Raw genomic sequence first — 19560 nt, forward strand, 5'->3', positions numbered from 1 at the left:
TTCTCAGACCGCGGCCGGCACGGACTCGGGTCGCTTCAGTTCGACACCGTCCGCGCCCTCGAAACGGCGGCCCCAACCGGTTGCTGCCGCCACGATCATGACGACGGTGAGGATGAGCGGGTAGAGCATCGCGACGAAGATCTCCGTCGTGGACAGGGCAGGAACGCCCTCGATCCCGGACGTGAGCTGCGCGCCGATGAACAGATAGGCGCTGAGCACGGGGACGATGGAGGCGATCCCCATCGCGAAGCAGTCCATGACGACCGCTCGGCGGTAGGGGTGCAGGCCGACGCGGTCGCCGATCTCATTGGCGACCGGGCCGAACGTGAGCATCGCGGCCGAGTTCACGCCGCCGAACAGCAGCGTGGTGAACGAGATCCCGATGCCGATCGCGAACTCCGCACCGCGCGGGGTGCTGGACAGGCGGCTGTTGGTGAGGGCGGTCACGAGCCAGTCGAGGATGCCCGCCTCGGTGAGTACGCCCATGATGCCGAACACGGTCACCACCAGAGCGATCACGCCGAGCATGTCGCTGATGCCGGAGACCAGGAATCCGGTCGGCGCCCCGTCGGTGACGCCGATGATGCCCTCAAGGGTCAGCAGGCCCGAGGCGAGGCCGGTGACAATCCCGGCCGCCAGCCCGACCGTGACCGCCTTGAAGATGTCGCGGGTGAGCAGCGCCACGGTAAGCATGAGCGCGACGGGGATGAGCATCACGAGGGCAAGCGGGTCGGCGGCCTGCTCCAGCAGCTCCTGCGACTGGGCGTGGTCGCTCGATGTGCCCGACGACCCCAGCAGAAAGAATCCGACGGCCGCGAAGCCTGCCGCGGTGAAGGCGAAGCGAGCCCGGTTGCGAACCACTCCGGCGATATCGGCGGTGCCGGCCTTGCGACGGAACGTCTGCGTCGACGAGGAGATGACGGTCGTGTCGGAGATCGGGGCGACGTTGTCTCCGAAGATCGCGCCGGAGATGATCGCGGCGGCGAGGAACGCCGGCTCGGCGCCGAGGAGCACGCCGGCCGGGTAGAAGATCGGGAACGCCGTGAACATCGTCCCGATGGACGACGCCGTCGCCATCGAGATGACGCACACCGCAACGAACGCGAACAGCGTGAAAGTGCCGCCGTCGACGCCGAGGAGCTCGGCGAGCCACACGAACCCGCCGGAGACGTTGGTCTCCTTGATCAGGGCGGACATCAGCCCCACGCAGAACAGGATCATCACGATCGTGACCGCGGTGGACGACCCGATCCCCTTCGTCACGGCGGACCAGTACGCCGCATACGACTTGGCGAACAGCGCGCCGACGAGCAGCGCGACAACGCCTCCCGCGGCGAGCGCGGTCATGTCGAACGTCTTGAACACGCCGAAGAAGAGGACGCAGAACGCGAGGAACACGACGACCGGCAAGAACGCCAGTGCCCTTCCTCCTCGGAAGGCCAGATGCTTTTCGGCGCTCATGGCGGTGAACCTCTCCACAACATTGGGGACAGCACAGCAATCGTGCACTTATTTACGTGTGTACACAAAAGTGCACGAAGCTTCGACTGTCAACCATTGACTCCTCAGGGAGGACGTGCTAGAGGCCACGTGAAAACCACGTGGTTCTCGTACACAAGCGTGCACAATAGTGAGCACAGCTCGGCTAGGCTGAACGCCGTGATGGGAGACCAGCTACGGACGCTGCGGACGGAGGCAGGCCTCAGCCTGCGCGACCTTGCAGCGCAGACCGGCCTGTCGGCGACCCTGCTCAGCCAGGTGGAGCGAGGTGCCCGCGAGCCGAGCCTCAAGACCCTCCGCGCCTTGAGCACGGTCTTCGGTCCATCGACCGCCTCGCTGTTCCATGAGCAAGCCCCGCTCACAGCCCACCACAGCCGCCCCGGCGAACGCTCCCGCCTGCTCATGCCGAAGGGCCTCGTGCAGTACGAACGCCTGACCCCGAGCAACGGCCAGCTCGAAGTTCTGCTCGGCACGCTCGAACCGGGCCAGGCATCCAGCGACGAGCAGTGGGGCCATGTCGCGGTCGAGTGCGCCTACGTCATCAGCGGCACCGTCACGGTGCACGTCGCCGACCAGCGTTTCGAAGTACACGCGGGTGAGGCACTGACCTTCGACGCCACACGGCCTCACCGCTACACGAACAACGGAAGCGAGGCAGCGACCTACCTGACGTCGGTGACACCACCCACGCCATAGCGAAACACCGCAATGGCCATGGGGCCACGACGCCCGCCGAAACGGCATCCGCGCGCCCCGTCCGCAGGACTCATTGCCAACGATCACGAGGAACCTGCACGGGTGTGACGGGGAGGATGCGGGGCCTCGATTCCGGCGTGTACGACCCGGGCCCGCCCTTCGCCCGCCCCACTCGGCGCGCGCGATCGGGCCGGAGCTGGTCTGCTGATCCCGGGGGCCGTCCACCCGTACTCCGGAGAGATCCAGATGAGCGTCTATCGAGCCGCGCAGGTCACCACCGCCGCCGGTCCGTTCGAAATCGTCGAGCGCGAGGTGCCGCAGCCGGGCCCCTGCCACGCACGGGTGGCCGTGGATGCCTGCGGGATCTGCCACAGCGACGCCCTTTTCGTGAACGCCGCACTTCCGGGCGTACGGTTTCCGCTGGTCCCCGGGCATGAGATCGCCGGGCGGATCGAGGAGCTCGGTGAGGGAACGCAGAACGCCTGGCAGGTGGGCGACCGCGTGGCTGTGGGCTGGTTCGGCGGCAGCTGTGGCCACTGCACACCCTGCAGGCAGGGCGACTTCGTCGTGTGCCAGAACCTGAAGGTCCCCGGATGGGCGTACGACGGGGGCTACGCCGAGACGTTGATCGCACCGGTGGACGCCCTGGCCCGGATCCCCGACGCACTGGCGGCGACCGATGCGGCGCCCATGGCCTGCGCGGGAGTGACCACGTACAACGGGCTGCGGCGCAGCTCCGCCCGGCCGGGCGACCTGGTCGCCGTGCTGGGCATCGGCGGGCTCGGCCACCTGGGGGTGCAGTACGCGGCCGCGATGGGCTTCGAGACCGTGGCCATCGCCCGCGGAGCCGCCAAGGCCGACTTCGCCAAGGAACTCGGCGCGCACCACTACATCGACAGCACGGCGGACACCTCCGTCGCGGACGCGCTGCAGGCCCTCGGCGGCGCCAGGGTCGTCCTGGCCACCGCCGCCGACTCCGGGGCCATCACGGCGACCGTGGAAGGGCTCGCCCCCCGCGGTGAGCTGGTGGTCATCGGCGCGGACCCCGAGCCGCTGGGAATCAGCCCGACCCAGTTGCTCATGAGCGGCAAGGTCGTCCGGGGCCACCCGTCAGGCACCGCGCAGGACGTACAGGACGCCCTGGCGTTCAGCGCCCTGCAAGGAATCCGCCCGATGACGGAGACCGTGCCGCTGGACGGGGCCACCGAGGCGTACCGAAAGATGATGTCCGGTGCCGCCCGCTTCCGGATGGTGCTCACCACCCGCTGACGCACCCGTCGCTGCCGCCGTCGAGGTGCTGCACCAGTTCCACCAGCTTGTTGCCCCGGTCGAGGTCGAGGTCTCGCAGCAGCCAGGTGATGACGGTGGTGTTCGTCACCGCCCAGATCAGGGCGGACACCGTCGTTGAGTTCGGGCATCGAGGGCAGCGGCGCCAGATCGAGGACGTACGGCGCGTCGGCGTCCGGGGCCGCACGAATCCGGCGCAGCCAGTCCTGGTCCGTGTGTTTCCGGCGGATCGCACCCAGGCAGCCGTGGCCGAGACCGGTCCGCATCCGCTCCAGGTGCAGACAGGTGAGGCGGTGCAGCAGGGAGATCTCACCGGGCGCTGCCGCAACACCCGGGAAAAGTCGACGAACTGTTCGGTCGTCACTTCGACCGTGAATCGACAGCGGATACCAGGTCTCCCCGGCGAGGAAGTAGGCGCCGTTGATGCCGCCCGATGAGCAGCCGTACACCACGTCGAGGGCGTTCTGGTAGCCGTAGTCCTCCAGTTGGGACAGCATCGCCGCGGCGATCACCCCTCGCATGCCGCCGCTCTCCACGGCGAGGACCACTCCGGCCCCGTCGCCCCGGCAGGCTCCCGGAGGCGCGCCGGGCGCGCAGGATCTCCAGAACGGGTGGGCCTGATTCCAGTACTCGGCCCTGCTCTCGGCATCACACACCCGCATGGCACCACCTCCCCCGGCTGGAACATGCCCGGGTTTTCCCGCCACCACACGCCACGGCGGTACCGCGCGCAGAGTGCCTGGCGGCGATGCGGGAGACCGTCCGCGGGGGCACCGGATCGCCGACCCGTATGCCGCGTCAGCGTACGGGTGCACGGAGTGGGCTCATGCGCCGACTTTCCGTACCGGTGGCGGGGTCGGGTGCGAGCACGGGCGGTGCAAGGCGCCGGGCCGAGCCGTCCAACTCCCAGAACAGGGAGAGAAATCAGCCACATCCCACCACCATCTCGGCCAGCAGCGACCATGCGCTGTTCGCATACGGCCGATTCGGGCCCGCCCCGCCCCTCTCCCTGAATTCCGGCCGCGCGGACCTCTTACGGCATCGCGATGACGATCCGCGAAACGTCCGCTTAACGAACATGACCTTTCCGGCAACGAACGAGTTCCGGCCAACTTGTTGACGCGGTCCTGACAGGAGCGCCCTCGGGCTGACACTCTTCACCCCGTTCTGCGCACTTCCCGTTCTCCCCCGGACGGCCCACCTGCGCCGCCGGTACCCCCCTCGCAGAAGGAGTCCGCGTGAGATCCACGCCCAGCCGTCGTGCCACCGCGACCGGCGCTCTGATTGCCGCAGCAGCCCTCCTCGCCGTCGGAGTCCAGACCGGTACGGCCACGGCCACCCCCGGCAGCGCCACCACAGCGGTGCCTGCGGCCTCCGGTGCCGACCGAGGCGCCCTGCCCAAGCAGCTCACCCCGTCCAAGCGGGCCGAACTGATCCGCGAGGCCGACGCAACCAAGGCAGCCACGGCCAAGGAGCTCGGTCTCGGCTCAAAGGAGAAGCTCGTCGTCCGGGATGTCGTCCAGGACAACGACGGCACCACGCACACGCGTTACGAGCGCACCTTCGCCGGACTTCCGGTGCTCGGCGGTGACCTGGTCGTCCGGGAGACCAAGGCGGGCGCGACCGAGGGCGTCACCAAGGCGTCCAAGGTCACCAGTAGCCAGCTGAAGGCCGTGGACACGACGGCCGATGTCGCGCCCGCCGTTGCCGAGAAGCAGGCACTCGGGCTCGCCAAGGCCGACGGCTCGAAGAAGTCCGAGGCCGACCGGGCGCCCCGCAAGGTGGTCTGGATGGCGCAGGGCAAGCCGCAACTCGCCTACGAGACCGTCGTCGGCGGCCTCCAGCACGACGGCACCCCCAACGAGCTGCACGTCATCACGGACGCGGCCACCGGGGCGAAGCTGTACGAGTGGCAGGGGGTCGAGAACGGCACCGGCAACACCCAGTACAACGGCCAGGTCACCCTCGGCACCGCCCCGTCGTACACGCTGACCGACACGGGCCGCGGCAACCACAAGACCTACAACCTGAACCACGGGTCGTCCGGCACCGGGACGCTGTTCACCAACTCCACGGACGTGTGGGGCAACGGCAACCCGTCGAACGCCGAGACGGCCGCCGCGGACGCCCACTACGGCGCGGCCGAGACCTGGGACTACTACAAGAACGTGCACGGCCGCACCGGCATCCGCGGTGACGGCGTCGGCGCGTACTCCCGCGTCCACTACGGCAACGCCTACGTCAACGCCTTCTGGCAGGACAGCTGCTTCTGCATGACGTACGGCGACGGCGAGGGCAACGTCAAGCCGCTGACCTCGCTCGACGTGGCCGCGCACGAGATGTCGCACGGTGTCACCGCCGCCACTGCCAACCTGGTCTACAGCGGCGAGTCCGGCGGCCTGAACGAGGCCACCTCCGACATCTTCGCCGCGGGCGTGGAGTTCTACTCCAACACCGCCGAGGACCCGGGCGACTACCTCGTCGGCGAGAAGATCGACATCAACGGCGACGGCACCCCGCTGCGCTACATGGACAAGCCGAGCAAGGACGGCGCGTCCAAGGATTCGTGGTACTCGGGCATAGGCAACATCGACGTCCACTACTCCTCGGGCCCGGCGAACCACTTCTTCTACCTGCTCTCCGAGGGCAGCGGCGCCAAGGTCATCAACGGGGTCTCCTACGACTCCTCGACCTCCGACGGCCTGCCGGTGACCGGTATCGGCCGCGACAAGGCCGAGCAGATCTGGTTCAAGGCGCTCACCACCAAGTTCACCTCCACGACGAACTACGCGGCGGCCCGCACCGGCACCCTCGCGGTGGCCGGTGAGCTGTACGGCACGACCAGCGCCGAGTACAAGTCGGTCGCCGACGCCTGGGCCGGCATCAACGTCGGTTCGCGTCCGGGCGGCGAGCCCAACCCCGGCACGGTCTTCGAGAACACCACCCCCGTCGCCATCCCGGACGGCCGCAAGTCCGTCACCAGCTCGGTCACCGTCACCGGCGTCACGGGCAACGCGCCGAGCACCCTCAAGGTCGACGTGGACATCACCCACACCTGGCGCGGTGACCTGGTCATCGACCTCGTCGCCCCGGACGGCACGGCCTACCGGCTGAAGAACTCCTCGCTCAGCGACTCCGCGGACAACGTCCAGGAGACCTACACGGTCAACGCCTCGTCCGAGGTGGCCAACGGCATCTGGAAGCTGAAGGTCCAGGACGTCTACTCGGGCGACAAGGGCACCATCAACAGCGTCAAGCTGACCTTCTGAACCCGGAGCCGGGCCTGACCCGGCACAACCCGCCCGGGAGGAGCGCACGCTCCTCCCGGGCGGTTCCCTGTGTGCGGCAGCCACCCGGCACCGCGCAGGTGCCGGGCCCCGGAGGGGGTGCGTCAGCGCATCAGCAGGCCCGCGCCGTCCCCCGTCGACTCCGTGGGCAGTGCCACCAGGCCGAGTTCCGCACTGGTCGCCAGCAGCGGATGGGCGGGGAGCACCCGCACCGTGTAGCCGTACGGCCCGGTGCGGTCGAGGGCCAGCGGACCGTCGTACACCCAGCGGCCCTCCAGGTCCTGGCCTCCGGCGGGCTTCAGCGGGAAGGCCTGGGCGTCCGAGATCCCGTCGGCGGCGTCCACCCGGCCGGCCACCACCTGCACCTCCACATCGTTCGGTTCCAGCACGCCGAGGGCGATCCTGACCCGCAGCACCAGCGTCGACCCCAGCTCGGCCGGCCCGCCCGCCGCATTGGGCGCCACCGCCTCCACGTGGTCGACGGCGACGCGCGGCCAGGCGGCCCGGACCCTGGCCTTCCAGTCGGCGAGCTGCCGCGCCGTCCCGGGGTCCAGCGCACGCTGGGCGAGCGCGGCGGGCGCGTACAGCCGCTCCACGTACTCGGACACCATGCGATCTGCCAGAACCTTGGGCCCGAGGGTGCCCAGCGTGCGGCGGACCATCTCGATCCAGCGCTCGGGGAGCCCTTCGCCGCCCCGGTCGTAGAAGCGCGGCGCGACCCTTTCCTCGATCAACTCGTAGAGGGCTCCCGCCTCCACGTCGTCACGGCGGTCCTCGTCCACGGCCAGACCGTCGGCCGTCGGGATCGCCCATCCGAAGTCCGGCTCGAACCACTCGTCCCACCAGCCGTCGAGGACCGAGAGATTGAGGCAGCCGTTGAGCGCGGCCTTCATGCCGCTCGTACCACAGGCCTCCAGGGGGCGCAGCGGGTTATTGAGCCAGACGTCGCAGCCGGGGTAGAGCTTCTGCGCCATGGCCATCCCGTAGTCCGGAAGGAACACGATGCGATGGCGCACCCGGGGATCGTCGGAGAACCGCACCAGCTCCCGCACGAGCCGTTTTCCGCTGTCGTCGGCGGGGTGGGCCTTGCCGGCGACGACGATCTGGATCGGGCGGGTCGGGTGGAGCAGCAGTTCCCTCAGCCGGTCGCGGTCGCGCAGCATCAGGGTCAGCCGCTTGTACGAGGGCACTCGCCGGGCGAAACCGATCGTCAGCACGTCCGGGTCCAGCACGCTGTCGATCCAGCCGAGTTCGGCCTCTTCCGCACCCCGGGTGCGCCATGAGGCGCGGAGCCGCTCGCGTACCTCGGTGACCAGCTGTCCGCGCAGGGCCCGTCGCAGGTCCCAGAGCTCCCGGTCCGGGATCTCGGCGGCCGAGTCCCAGCGTCCGGGAGCGCCGCCGTACCCCTTGCGCAGCCGGAGGATCTCGGGCGCCACCCAGGTGGGTGCGTGGACCCCGTTGGTCACGGAGGTGATCGGCACCTCCGCCGCGTCGAAGCCCGGCCACAGCCCGGCGAACATCTTGCGGCTGACCGAGCCGTGGAGGGTGGAGACCCCGTTGGCCCGCTGGGCGAGCCGCAGCCCCATCACCGCCATGTTGAAGAGCTCGGGCTCGCCGCCGGGGTAGGTCTCCATGCCCAGTTGCAGAATGCGTTCGACGCCCACGCCCGGGAGTTCGCCGTCGTCCCCGAAGTGCCGGGCGACGAGCTCGCGGTCGAACCGGTCGATCCCGGCGGGCACGGGCGTGTGGGTGGTGAAGATTGTGCCGGCCCTGACCAACTCCACGGCGGAGTCGAAGTCGAGTCCGGTGCCGGAGAGTTCACGGATGCGTTCGAGCCCGAGGAAGCCGGCGTGGCCCTCGTTGGTATGGAACACCTCCGGCGCCGGATGCCCCGTGAGGCGGCAGTACGTCCGCACGGCCCGTACGCCGCCGATGCCCAGGAGCATCTCCTGGAGCAGCCGGTGCTCGCTGCCGCCGCCGTACAGCCGGTCGGTCACCTCGCGTTCGCCCGGCGCGTTCTCCTCCACGTCGGAGTCGAGCATCAGCAGTGGTACGCGTCCCACCCGGGCCTGCCAGATATGGGCGTGCAGCGAACGGCCGCCGGGAAGGGCGAGCACCACCCGGCTCGGGGTTCCGTCGACCTCGCGCATCAGGGTCAGCGGCAGTTCGTTCGGATCGAGTACGGGATAGTGCTCCTGCTGCCAGCCGTCGCGGGACAGGCTCTGGCGGAAGTAGCCGTGCCGGTAGAGCAGACCGACCGCGACGAGGGGGACGCCCAGATCGCTGGCGGCCTTCAGATGGTCGCCGGCGAGGATGCCGAGCCCGCCGGAGTACTGGGGCAGTGCGGCGGTCACCCCGAACTCGGGTGAGAAATAGGCGACGGCGGCCGGCAGTTCTGTTCCCTGGGCCAGCTGTTCCTGGTACCACCGGGGACCGTTCAGGTAGTTCCGCAGGTCTGCGGACACCTCGGTCAGCCGGTGCAGGAACTGCTGGTCCCGGGCCAGCTCGGTGAGCCGCCCGGCGGAGACGGCACCGAGCAGCCGCACGGGGTCGCATTCGGCCGTCCGCCGGACCTCCGGGTCGACGGCCTGGAAGAGCTCACTGGTCTCGGTGTGCCAGGACCAGCGCAGATTGCGAGCGAGGTCGCTGAGCGGTTGAAGGGGATCGGGGAGGACGGGACGCACGGTGAATCGACGAATGGCCTTCACGTATTCCACCTTTACAGGGGACGCACGAATCCGAGGGGACGCACCACGGTGTGCGCCTCACCGTCACCCTCTACGTCAACGGTGGGCCGCGCCCCGCGACCACGGCGCGCGACCGGCTCACAGCCCGTGCCGCCGGCCGGGCCGCCTGCCCCGCTTCCGTCTGCCCCGCTTCCCCCCGGGGCGATCTCCGCCCGCCCCGCCTCGTCCGTACCCGGGGCCCCTCACATCCGGTCCGGGCACATCCGCCACATGGGTAATGGCCGATTCCGTCCCCTCGTTCGCTCTTGTGGCACTTCGCACCAAGGGGAAAGCTGCCCAGTGACGTCCGAAGGGGCACCGACGAGCCCGCACACGCGGGGCGGCTCCCGGCGCATTCAGGTCGTCAAAGATACGCCCGATTAGTTGACACATCACCGGATCGGCCCCCCGGAAAGCATGGGAAGGCTTCTCCGGCACACAGCCCGAGTGCATACCGGGACCACGCGAATACCGCCCGAATGCAGCACAAATGCGAGGCACCCGCGGGACCGGTGTTCATCCGGTTCACATCCGCGCAACACATCCGCGCACCAGCCATTCGAGTGCCATTCGAGTGAATGCGGACAGGAGCGGCCATGCCCACACCCCATCAGCCGTCAACGGAGCAGCTAGAAAGGACGGACCCCCTCGGTCGCGGTGCGCGTATTTCGCCCTCCGCGGCCGCGTCGCGCCCCGTTCAGCCCGAGATCCAGTCCCCAGGTGATTCCATGATCGGTCGCATTCCCGTCCTCGACGTCCGCCCCCTCGTCGACTGCGGCAGAAGGCCTGCCAAGGCCGTTGCCGGTGAGACCTTCCAGGTCACCGCGACCGTCTTCCGAGAGGGCCATGACGCCGTCGCCGCCAATGTGGTCCTGCTGGATCCGAGCGGGCACCGCGGTCCCTGGACGCCGATGCGCGAACTCGCTCCCGGCACCGACCGCTGGGGCGCCGATGTCACCCCGGTCTCCGAGGGCCGCTGGACGTATACGGTCGAGGCCTGGAGCGATCCGGTCACCACCTGGCGACAACACGCCCGGATCAAGATCCCGGCGGGGATCGACACCGCGCTCGTCCTGGCGGAGGGCGCCGAGCTGCACGAGCGGGCCGCCGCGGGCGTACCCAAGCGGGATGGGCGCGAGGCGGTGCTGGACGCGGCCGACGCCCTGCGCGACGAGTCCCGCCCGGCCGCCGCCCGGCTCGCCGCGGCGCTCGCCCCCGAGGCGCAGGCCGCGCTCACCCGTCACCCGCTGCGCGAACTGGTCACCGCGTCCCGCCCGCTCCCTCTGGTGGTCGAGCGCCGGCGCGCCCTGTTCGGTTCCTGGTACGAGCTGTTCCCCCGTTCGGAGGGCGCCAGGGTCGAACCGGCCGAACCGGCCGAACCGGCCGGGACGGCGAAAAAGGACAGGGCGGGGAAGGCGGCACAGGCCGCGGCACGGCCAAAAAGGATCATCAGCGGCACCTTCCGTACGGCTGCCGAACGGCTGCCCGCAGTCGCCGCCATGGGTTTCGACGTCGTCTATCTGCCACCCATCCACCCCATCGGAACCACCCATCGCAAGGGCCCCAACAACTCGCTCTCCCCCGCTCCCCACGACGTGGGTGTGCCCTGGGCGATCGGCTCGGCCGAGGGCGGTCACGACGCCGTCCATCCCGATCTCGGCACCCTCGACGACTTCGATCATTTCATCGAGACGGCCCGCACCCTGCGCATGGAGATCGCGCTGGATTTCGCGCTCCAATGTTCTCCCGACCACCCCTGGGTGGAGAAACACCCCGAGTGGTTCCACCACCGCGCGGACGGCACCATCGCCTACGCCGAGAATCCACCGAAGAAATACCAGGACATCTATCCGATCGCCTTCGACAAGGATCTGCGCGGACTGGTCAAGGAGACATTGCGCATTCTGCGGTTCTGGATGGATCACGGGGTACGGATCTTCCGCGTGGACAATCCGCACACCAAACCGGTGATCTTCTGGGAGAAGGTGATCGCAGATATCAACCGGACCGACCCCGATGTGATCTTCCTGGCCGAGGCATTCACCCGGCCCGCGATGATGCATACGCTCGCCGCCATCGGCTTCCAGCAGTCGTACACGTATTTCACCTGGCGCAACAGCAGGCAGGAAATCACCGAGTACATCACGGAACTGTCGGGCGAATCCGCCTCCTACCTGCGGCCCAACTTCTTCGTGAACACCCCGGACATCCTGCCGGGCTATCTCCAGGACGGGGGCCGTCCGGCCTTCGAGGCGCGGGCCGTTCTCGCCGCGACGCTCTCCCCGACCTGGGGCGTGTACGCGGGGTACGAGCTGTGCGAGAACACCCCGATCCGGCCCGGCAGCGAGGAGTACATCGACTCGGAAAAGTACGAAATCCGGTCCAGGGACTGGGAGTCGGCGGAGCGCGAGGGCCGTTCGCTGGCCCCGCTCATCACCCGGCTCAACCGCATCAGGCGCCGCCACCCTGCGTTGCAGCAGCTGCGCGATGTGCACTTCCACTCCCCCGACAACGACGCGGTGATCGCGTACAGCAAGCGTTCGGGTTCGGACATCGTTCTCGTGGTCGTCAACCTCGACCCGCACCACACCCAGGAGGCCACGGTCTCGTTGAACATGCCGCGACTCGGCCTCGACCGGCACGAGAGCGTGCCGGTGCGCGACGAGCTCACCGGCGATACCTATCACTGGGGCAGGACCTTCTATGTGCGTCTGGAGCCGGGGGTCACGCCCGCGCACATCGTCGTCCTGCGACCGTCCCCGCCGACCGGAGGGTCACCCACACCATGATCGTCAACGAGCCCGTCCACGACCTGTTCGAGGACACCCCGGCCAAGGACCGCGATCCCAACTGGTTCAAGCGCGCCGTTTTCTACGAGGTTCTCGTCCGGTCCTTCCAGGACTCCAACGGCGACGGCATCGGCGACCTCAAGGGCATCACCGCCAAGCTGGACTACCTTCAGTGGCTGGGCGTCGACTGTCTCTGGCTGCCGCCGTTCTTCAAGTCGCCGCTGCGCGACGGCGGCTACGACGTATCCGACTACACCGCCGTACTGCCGGAGTTCGGTGATCTGGCCGACTTCGTGGAGTTCGTCGACGCCGCGCACCAGCGCGGGATGCGCGTGATCATCGACTTCGTCATGAACCACACGAGCGATCAGCACGACTGGTTCCAGCAGTCCCGCACCGACCCGGAAGGGCCGTACGGCGACTACTACGTCTGGGCCGACGACGACAAGCAGTTCCCGGACGCCCGGATCATCTTCGTCGACACGGAGACGTCCAACTGGACCTTCGACCCGGTGCGCAAGCAGTACTACTGGCACCGGTTCTTCTCCCACCAGCCCGATCTCAACTACGAGAACCCCGCGGTGCAGGAGGAGATCATCTCCGCGCTGCGCTTCTGGCTGGACCTCGGCATCGACGGGTTCCGCGTGGACGCCGTGCCGTATCTCTACCAGCGGGAGGGCACCAACTGCGAGAACCTCCCGGAGACGCACGACTTCCTCAAGCGGGTCCGCAAGGAGATCGACGCGCACTACCCGGACACCGTGCTCCTCGCCGAGGCCAATCAGTGGCCGGAGGACGTCGTCGACTACTTCGGCGAGTTCCAGGCCGGCGGCGACGAGTGCCACATGGCGTTCCACTTCCCCGTGATGCCGCGGATCTTCATGGCCGTCCGGCGCGAGAGCCGCTACCCGGTCTCCGAAATCCTGGCGAAGACACCGGCGATCCCGAAGAACTGCCAGTGGGGCATCTTCCTGCGCAACCACGACGAGCTCACCCTCGAAATGGTCACGGACGAAGAACGCGACTACATGTACGCGGAGTACGCCAAGGACCCGCGGATGAGGGCCAACATCGGTATCCGGCGGCGGCTGGCCCCACTGCTGGACAACGACCGCAACCAGATCGAGCTGTTCACGGCACTGCTCCTGTCGCTGCCCGGCTCCCCGATCCTCTACTACGGGGACGAGATCGGGATGGGCGACAACATCTGGCTGGGCGACCGGGATGCCGTACGGACCCCGATGCAGTGGACGCCCGACCGGAACGCCGGGTTCTCCTCCAGTGACCCCGGCCGGCTCTACCTCCCCACGATCATGGATCCGGTCTACGGCTACCAAGTCACCAATGTCGAGGCTGCGATGGCCTCCCCGTCGTCGCTGCTGCACTGGACACGGCGGATGATCGAGATCCGTAAGCAGAACCCCGCCTTCGGCCTCGGCTCGTTCAACGAACTGCCGTCGTCGAACCCCGCCGTACTCGCCTTCACCCGTGAGCACGGGGACGATCTCGTGCTGTGCGTGCACAACTTCTCGCGGTTCGCGCAGCCGACGGAGCTCGACCTGCGGTCGTTCAACAAGCGTCATCCGGTGGAGTTGATCGGTGGGGTGCGCTTCCCCGCCATCGGTCAGTGGCCCTATTTGCTGACTCTCGCGGGGCACGGTTTCTACTGGTTCCGGCTGCGGAAGGACGTCCCGCCGAGCTGACCGGGCGCCACTTCGCGCCACCAACCGCGGGGCGGCTTCCGCCGCCCCGCACGGGGCGCTCACCCCCGCAATCGAACACTTCCGGGCCCTTCCGGGTCCCCTCTGGCGTTTCGATCCCTTCGAGTCGAGTCCGTACGGACCATCCTGACCCGACACGTCCCGCACAGCCGGACAGCTATTGCCGCAATCCGGGACACTCTTCGCATCCTGTGGTGTGCCCGGGGAAAGGACGCGATGCCATGTCGGAGGCTGCATCCACTCGGGTCGCCCTGACTGACAGCACAGCCCTGCTCCCGTCTCTCGCCCCTCTGCTGCACAATTGGCTGCCCCGGCAGCGGTGGTTCGCGGGCAAGGGGCGGCCGATCACCGCGTTCTCACTGGTGTCGGCGACCGAAATACTGCCGGTGCGCACCGATTCCGTCGGCGCCCGAACCGGGACCGGGCTGCTCCATCTGCTGGTCCGGGTCCACCAGCCGTCCATGCCCGCGCAGTCGCAGGACGACTGCTACCAACTGCTGCTCGGCGTACGGGCCGCGCTGCCGCCACGGCTGGCGCCCGCACTCATCGGTCACGTGGCCGAAGGGCCGCTCACCGGCAACACCGTCTACGAGGGACTGCACGATCCACGCCTGGCCGAACTTCTGCTGGAACGGTTTCGTACCCCCGGCACCTTCGGCGCCCTGCGCTTCGACCGGGGCGGTACCCCCATCGCCGCGGGGCTCGCGCCGCGCGTGCTCGACGCCGAGCAGTCCAACACCTCACTCGTCTACGGCAACGCCTACATCCTGAAGATCTTCCGCCGGATCTTCCCCGGCACCAACCCCGATCTCGAACTGCCGCTCGCGCTCGCGCGCGAGGGCTGCGGTCGGGTGCCCGCCCCCGTCGCCTGGTTCGAGGCCACCGCGCCCGAGCCGCTCACCCTCGGGGTCCTGCAGCCGTTCCTGCGCGGCGCGCAGGACGGCTGGCAGCTCGCCCTGCGGGCCCTCGCCAAGGGCCTGGACTTCACCGGCGAGGCCCACGCCCTCGGCACGGCCACCGCCGAGGTGCACACCGCGCTCGCCACCGCCCTGCCGACACCCGCCCTGCGCCGCGCCCAGACCGAGCATCTCGCCGCCGCGATGGTGCAGAGGCTGGAGGCCGCCGCGCAGGCGGTACCGGCGCTTGTGCCGTACGTCCCCGGGCTGCGCGCCGCCTTCGACGCCGTGGCCGCACTGGGACACCGGGGCCGCAATTGGGCGGCCCAGCGTGTCCACGGCGATCTCCATCTCGGTCAGACCCTGCGCGCGGCCGACGGCTTCTGGTCACTGATCGACTTCGAGGGCGAGCCGGCCAGACCGCTGCCCGAGCGCCGTCGTCCGCAGCCTCCCGTGCGTGACATCGCCGGGATGCTCCGTTCCTTCGACTACGCGGCCCGCTCGCACCGCCCGTGGAACGCCGAGTGGGCTGCACGCTGCCGGACCGCGTACTGCGAGGGATACGCCAAGGCCGCGGGCGTCGACCCGCGCAGCGAACCGGAGCTGTTGCGCGCCCATGAGACCGACAAGGCGGTGTACGAGGTGCTGTACGAGGCCCGGCACCGGCCCGACTGGCTTGCGGTCCCGATGGCGGCCATTCACCGTCTGGCCTCCGTCGCCGACTGACGGCCCGGGTGCCGCCGCCCGCTCGCGGTCCCGCGGCCGTCGCACCCGCTCCACCGCCCGGCCCCGTTCCGCCCGGTTCCACCCCGGCCCGCCCGGTTCCACCCCGTTCCGCCCCGACAACACCTTCCGAGGAGGCTGTCCCCGTGACCGCCCGCAAGCCGTCCCGCAAACCCCCCGCCCCCACCGAGGTCCCCCGAGTCCCGCTGCTGACACCGGACGGGGCGGCATCCCCCGCGACCCCGGCGAAGGAGGCCGCGCCGCCCCCTTCGGAGCCGGCCGCGCCGGATACTCCGGACGCTCCGGCCAAGCGGCAGATGCCTGCGGGCAAGCAAGCCGCCGGTACCGATGCCGCGCCGCCGCATCCTCGCCGGGGCGCCGCCGGGCAGGGGGTACGACAGGCACGTCCCCTCGACGACAGCGACCGGGCCCGGCTGCTCTCCGGCGAACACCACGCCCCGCACGACCTGCTCGGCGCCCATATGGTCCGCGGCGGTGTGACCTTCCGGGTGCTGCGCCCGTACGCGCGGTCCGTGACCGTACTCGCCAAGGGGCTGCGCGCACAGCTGCACGACGACGGCGACGGCCTCTTCTCCGGGCTGCTGCCGATGCCCTCACTGCCCGAGTACCAGCTCCTGGTCGCCTACGACGACAACGAGGTGGAGGTGCACGATCCGTACCGCTTCCTGCCCACGCTCGGCGATCTCGATCTGCATCTGATCGGCGAGGGACGGCACGAGGAACTGTGGACCGCCCTCGGCGCGCAGCCCATGGAGCACCAGGGGGTCACGGGCACCCGGTTCACCGTCTGGGCGCCCAACGCCCGCGGTGTGCGGGTCATCGGGGACTTCAACTACTGGGACGGCACCGGCTTCCCGATGCGTTCGCTCGGCTCCACCGGGGTGTGGGAGCTGTTCCTCCCGGCGATCGGGGAGGGCACGCTCTACAAGTTCGACATCTGCCGCCCGGACGGTTCGCACACCACGCGCGCCGACCCGATGGCCCGCCGCACCGAGATCCCGCCCCACACCGCCTCGATCGTGACGGCCTCGCACCATGAGTGGCAGGACCAGGAGTGGATGGCGCACCGCGGGGACGTACCGGTGCACGAGGCGCCGTTCTCCGTGTACGAGGTGCATCTGCCATCTTGGCGGCCGGGGCTCACCTACCGCCAGCTGGCTTGCCAACTCCCGGAATATGTAAAGGATCTGGGGTTCACGCATGTGGAGCTGATGCCGGTCTCCGAGCATCCCTTCGGTGGTTCCTGGGGCTATCAGGTCACCGGTTTCTACGCCCCGACGTCACGCATGGGCACACCGGACGACTTCCGTTTCCTCATCGACGCGCTGCACCGGTCCGGTATCGGCGTGATCGTCGACTGGGTGCCCGCGCACTTCCCGCGCGACGACTGGGCGCTCGCGGAGTTCGACGGCCGCCCGCTGTACGAGCACTCGGACCCGTCGCGGGCCGCGCACCCGGACTGGGGCACGCTGGAGTTCGACTACGGGCGCACGGAGGTACGCAACTTCCTGGTCGCCAACGCCACTTACTGGTGCGAGGAGTTCCACATCGACGGGCTGCGGGTCGACGCCGTCGCCTCGATGCTCTACCTCGACTACTCGCGTGAGAACGGGGATTGGTCCCCGAACGAACACGGCGGCCGGGAGAACCTGGACGCCGTCGCCTTCCTCCAGGAGATGAACGCCACCGTCTACCGGCGCAACCCCGGCGTCGTCACCATCGCGGAGGAGTCCACCGCCTGGAACGGCGTCACCCGCGCCACCCACCATGTCGGTCCCGACGGTTTCGGCGGGCTCGGCTTCGGGCTGAAGTGGAACATGGGCTGGATGCACGACTCCCTGGAGTACGTGTCGAAGGAGCCGGTGCACCGCAAGTACCACCACAATGAGATGACCTTCTCGATGGTGTACGCGTACAGCGAGAACTACGTCCTGCCGATCTCGCACGACGAGGTGGTGCACGGAAAGCAGGCACTGGTCAGCAAGATGCCCGGCGACTGGTGGCAGCAGCGCGCCAACCACCGGGCGTATCTCGGCTTCATGTGGGCCCATCCGGGCAAGCAACTCCTCTTCATGGGCCAGGAGTTCGCGCAGGGGGCGGAGTGGTCGGAGGGGCACGGTCCGGACTGGTGGCTGCTCGACCCCTCGTATGCGGCCGAGAGCGACCACCGGGGTGTACGCACCCTGGTCCGTGACCTGAACTCGGTGTACGGCGCCACCCCCGCGCTCTGGCAGCGCGACACCGTCCCGGAGGGCTTCGACTGGGTGGACGGCGGTGCGGCCGACGACAACGTCTTCGCCTTCCTGCGCTACGACGCGCACGGTTCGCCGCTGCTCGCGGTCAGCAACTTCTCCCCGGTGGTACGGCACGACTACCGCATCGGCGTCCCGGACGTCCTCGGCGATCAGGCCGCTTGGGCGGAGGTCCTCAACACGGACGCCGCGCGGTACGGCGGCAGCGACGTACACCATCCCGGGCCGCTGAAGCCCGAACCGGTGACCGCGCACGGCCGGCCCGGCAGCATTCCGCTGACGCTGCCGCCGCTGGCGACGGTCTGGTTCAAGCCGGTGTGAGCACGGGTGCGGGGCCCCCGACCACCTCCTGGTCGGGGGCCCCGCGCCGTCCCCCCGCTCAGGACAACGACAGGATGTCGTGCCACACAGAACCCGGCAACACCGTGCAATGCGCCACTCTTTGACGCCTTGCTGCCGGACCTCTCTTTCCGCTGACCACGGCACGGCGCCGGCTCCTCTGCGGCTACGCCGGTGCCATGGATTCCGGACGGAGGAGCTCCTCACGCTTGCCGTCGACATGTCATGTGATCCAGATCACGGGCCACAGGTGCATCGTGGGCCGCGTGCCAGTGCCTTCTACAAGGTGTAGGCGACCGGCGAGAACAGGGACAGTGCGGATGGAGCAGAGTCGAGCCCGTGCGTTCGACGAGTTCGTGGCTGCCCGCTGGTCGGCGCTGGTCCACCTGGCCCGTCTGCTCGTCGGAGGCGATCGGCATCGGGCCGAGGACTTGTTGCAGGAGTCCTTGGTCAAGCTCTGGTTCGTCTGGCCCAGGGTCGCGGATGACGCACCGGAGCCGTACGTCCGCAAGGTGATGGTGCGTGCGGCGGCACGCTCCGGACAGCGGCGTTGGTGGGGTGAACGCCCCGTCGAACAGCTGCCCGAGGCGGCGGTGGTCGGCGATGTGTCCACGGACGTGGTGGAGCGTTCTCGACTGGAGGCCGCGCTGGCCCAGTTGTCGCCGAAGCAGAGGGTGGCGGTGGTGCTGCGCTACTACCAAGACCTGCCCGAGGGGCAGGTGGCGGAGGCGCTCGGATGCCCGGTGGGCACGGCTCGGTCCCATACCGCACGCGGAGTGGCGCAGTTGAGAAAGCTTCTGAGCGATGTGAACGAGCCGGTGCGGTGAAGGAGAACCCCATGGATCACTTCGAGCGGCAGCTGGCGCACATGATGCGCGACACCGAGGCGCCCGCACCGTTCGAGCCGAAGCACCGGGAACGTCTCCGGGCAGGGGTGCGTGTTCACCGTCGGAGACGGGCCGCGCAGAGGGCGGTCGGCTCCGTCCTGGCCGTCGCCGGCCTCAGTGTCGGACTGTTCCTGCTGCCCGGCCATGCGCCCCGGGTCGAGCCCAGCCACCCTGGCCCACAGCCCGCGACGAGCCCGTCGCCCTCCGCCCCGCCCGCGACACCCGACGCGTCCCCGAGCGCGCCCCCCTCCTCCAGCACCTCCACTGCCCCCGCGTCCCCGGACGAGACCGCCGAAATCATGCCGCCGACCACGACCGGGAGTACGGGCACGGCCACCGACACCCCGCCGGGGAGCACGGAGGACGCGTCTCCGTCCTCGACCTCGGCCCCGCCTTCGGGTACGGCGACCGCGCCGAACTAACCGTCGACCGCCTC

The 19560-nt window shown here is 69.2% G+C and carries 12 protein-coding genes and 1 pseudogene; 9 read left to right on the forward strand and 4 right to left on the reverse strand.

Annotated elements, in window-relative coordinates:
* Positions 1 to 3: 3 nt before the first annotated feature.
* Positions 4 to 1461: a Na+/H+ antiporter NhaC family protein gene (locus tag ACZ3IC_RS04965; RefSeq protein ID WP_467412674.1), complete on the reverse strand. Its 1458-nt coding sequence runs from the start codon at positions 1459 to 1461 to the stop codon at positions 4 to 6.
* A 201-nt stretch (positions 1462 to 1662) separates the two neighbouring features.
* On the opposite strand from ACZ3IC_RS04965, the gene ACZ3IC_RS04970 reads away from it, so the two are divergent.
* Positions 1663 to 2196 carry a helix-turn-helix domain-containing protein gene (locus ACZ3IC_RS04970; RefSeq protein WP_467413143.1) on the forward strand — a complete coding sequence of 178 codons (534 nt, stop codon included), beginning with the start codon at positions 1663 to 1665 and terminating at the stop codon, positions 2194 to 2196.
* A 246-nt stretch (positions 2197 to 2442) separates the two neighbouring features.
* Positions 2443 to 3465: an alcohol dehydrogenase gene (locus ACZ3IC_RS04975; protein ID WP_467412677.1), complete on the forward strand. Its 1023-nt coding sequence runs from the start codon at positions 2443 to 2445 to the stop codon at positions 3463 to 3465.
* Here ACZ3IC_RS04975 and ACZ3IC_RS04980 read toward each other — a convergent pair.
* Both ACZ3IC_RS04980 and ACZ3IC_RS04985 read right to left on the reverse strand, forming a co-directional pair.
* Positions 3452 to 3595 (reverse strand): hypothetical protein, encoded by a 144-nt coding sequence (locus ACZ3IC_RS04980; RefSeq protein WP_467412679.1) that lies wholly within the window; start codon positions 3593 to 3595, stop codon positions 3452 to 3454. The genes ACZ3IC_RS04975 and ACZ3IC_RS04980 overlap by 14 nt on opposite strands.
* A gap of 343 nt (positions 3596 to 3938) precedes the next feature.
* Positions 3939 to 4145: pseudogene (locus ACZ3IC_RS04985) on the reverse strand (hypothetical protein); the annotation flags it as partial.
* 576 nt (positions 4146 to 4721) lie between these two features.
* Between ACZ3IC_RS04985 and ACZ3IC_RS04990 the strand changes: the two are divergent.
* Positions 4722 to 6752 carry a M4 family metallopeptidase gene (locus tag ACZ3IC_RS04990; protein WP_467412681.1) on the forward strand — a complete coding sequence of 677 codons (2031 nt, stop codon included), beginning with the start codon at positions 4722 to 4724 and terminating at the stop codon, positions 6750 to 6752.
* Between the two features lie 122 nt (positions 6753 to 6874).
* On the opposite strand, the gene glgP is transcribed toward ACZ3IC_RS04990, so the two are convergent.
* A complete protein-coding gene (gene glgP / locus ACZ3IC_RS04995; RefSeq protein WP_467412683.1) occupies positions 6875 to 9478 on the reverse strand; it encodes an alpha-glucan family phosphorylase in 2604 nt (867 codons plus the stop codon).
* Between the two features lie 746 nt (positions 9479 to 10224).
* On the opposite strand from glgP, the gene ACZ3IC_RS05000 reads away from it, so the two are divergent.
* The 6 genes from ACZ3IC_RS05000 to ACZ3IC_RS05025 all read left to right on the forward strand — a co-directional run bounded on the left by ACZ3IC_RS05000 (position 10225) and on the right by ACZ3IC_RS05025 (position 19546).
* Positions 10225 to 12285 carry an alpha-1,4-glucan--maltose-1-phosphate maltosyltransferase gene (locus ACZ3IC_RS05000; protein WP_467412685.1) on the forward strand — a complete coding sequence of 687 codons (2061 nt, stop codon included), beginning with the start codon at positions 10225 to 10227 and terminating at the stop codon, positions 12283 to 12285.
* Complete coding sequence (gene treS, locus ACZ3IC_RS05005; protein ID WP_467412687.1) at positions 12282 to 13988, forward strand: maltose alpha-D-glucosyltransferase; 1707 nt, start codon at positions 12282 to 12284, stop codon at positions 13986 to 13988. The genes ACZ3IC_RS05000 and treS overlap by 4 nt, the downstream gene beginning before the upstream one ends.
* Before the next feature lie 239 nt (positions 13989 to 14227).
* On the forward strand, positions 14228 to 15628 hold the full coding sequence (locus ACZ3IC_RS05010; RefSeq protein ID WP_467412688.1) for a maltokinase N-terminal cap-like domain-containing protein: 1401 nt from the start codon (positions 14228 to 14230) through the stop codon (positions 15626 to 15628).
* 143 nt (positions 15629 to 15771) lie between these two features.
* Positions 15772 to 18219 (forward strand): 1,4-alpha-glucan branching enzyme, encoded by a 2448-nt coding sequence (gene glgB, locus ACZ3IC_RS05015; RefSeq protein ID WP_467412691.1) that lies wholly within the window; start codon positions 15772 to 15774, stop codon positions 18217 to 18219.
* A 338-nt stretch (positions 18220 to 18557) separates the two neighbouring features.
* On the forward strand, positions 18558 to 19064 hold the full coding sequence (locus ACZ3IC_RS05020; RefSeq protein WP_467412694.1) for a SigE family RNA polymerase sigma factor: 507 nt from the start codon (positions 18558 to 18560) through the stop codon (positions 19062 to 19064).
* 11 nt (positions 19065 to 19075) lie between these two features.
* On the forward strand, positions 19076 to 19546 hold the full coding sequence (locus tag ACZ3IC_RS05025; RefSeq protein WP_467412698.1) for a hypothetical protein: 471 nt from the start codon (positions 19076 to 19078) through the stop codon (positions 19544 to 19546).
* The last annotated feature ends 14 nt before the right edge of the window (positions 19547 to 19560 follow it).

The sequence above is a fragment of the Streptomyces sp. NPDC002958 genome (assembly GCF_055563255.1).

What these genes read in the sequence shown, in the direction of transcription:
- ACZ3IC_RS05010 (WP_467412688.1), top strand. Translation starts at nt 14,228, where the DNA reads ATGTCGGAGGCTGCATCCACTCGGGTCGCCCTGACTGACAGCACAGCC.
- ACZ3IC_RS05020 (WP_467412694.1), top strand. Translation starts at nt 18,558, where the DNA reads ATGGAGCAGAGTCGAGCCCGTGCGTTCGACGAGTTCGTGGCTGCCCGC.
- ACZ3IC_RS04965 (WP_467412674.1), bottom strand. Translation starts at nt 1,461, where the DNA reads ATGAGCGCCGAAAAGCATCTGGCCTTCCGAGGAGGAAGGGCACTGGCG.
- ACZ3IC_RS04970 (WP_467413143.1), top strand. Translation starts at nt 1,663, where the DNA reads ATGGGAGACCAGCTACGGACGCTGCGGACGGAGGCAGGCCTCAGCCTG.
- treS (WP_467412687.1), top strand. Translation starts at nt 12,282, where the DNA reads ATGATCGTCAACGAGCCCGTCCACGACCTGTTCGAGGACACCCCGGCC.
- ACZ3IC_RS05000 (WP_467412685.1), top strand. Translation starts at nt 10,225, where the DNA reads ATGATCGGTCGCATTCCCGTCCTCGACGTCCGCCCCCTCGTCGACTGC.
- ACZ3IC_RS04975 (WP_467412677.1), top strand. Translation starts at nt 2,443, where the DNA reads ATGAGCGTCTATCGAGCCGCGCAGGTCACCACCGCCGCCGGTCCGTTC.
- ACZ3IC_RS05025 (WP_467412698.1), top strand. Translation starts at nt 19,076, where the DNA reads ATGGATCACTTCGAGCGGCAGCTGGCGCACATGATGCGCGACACCGAG.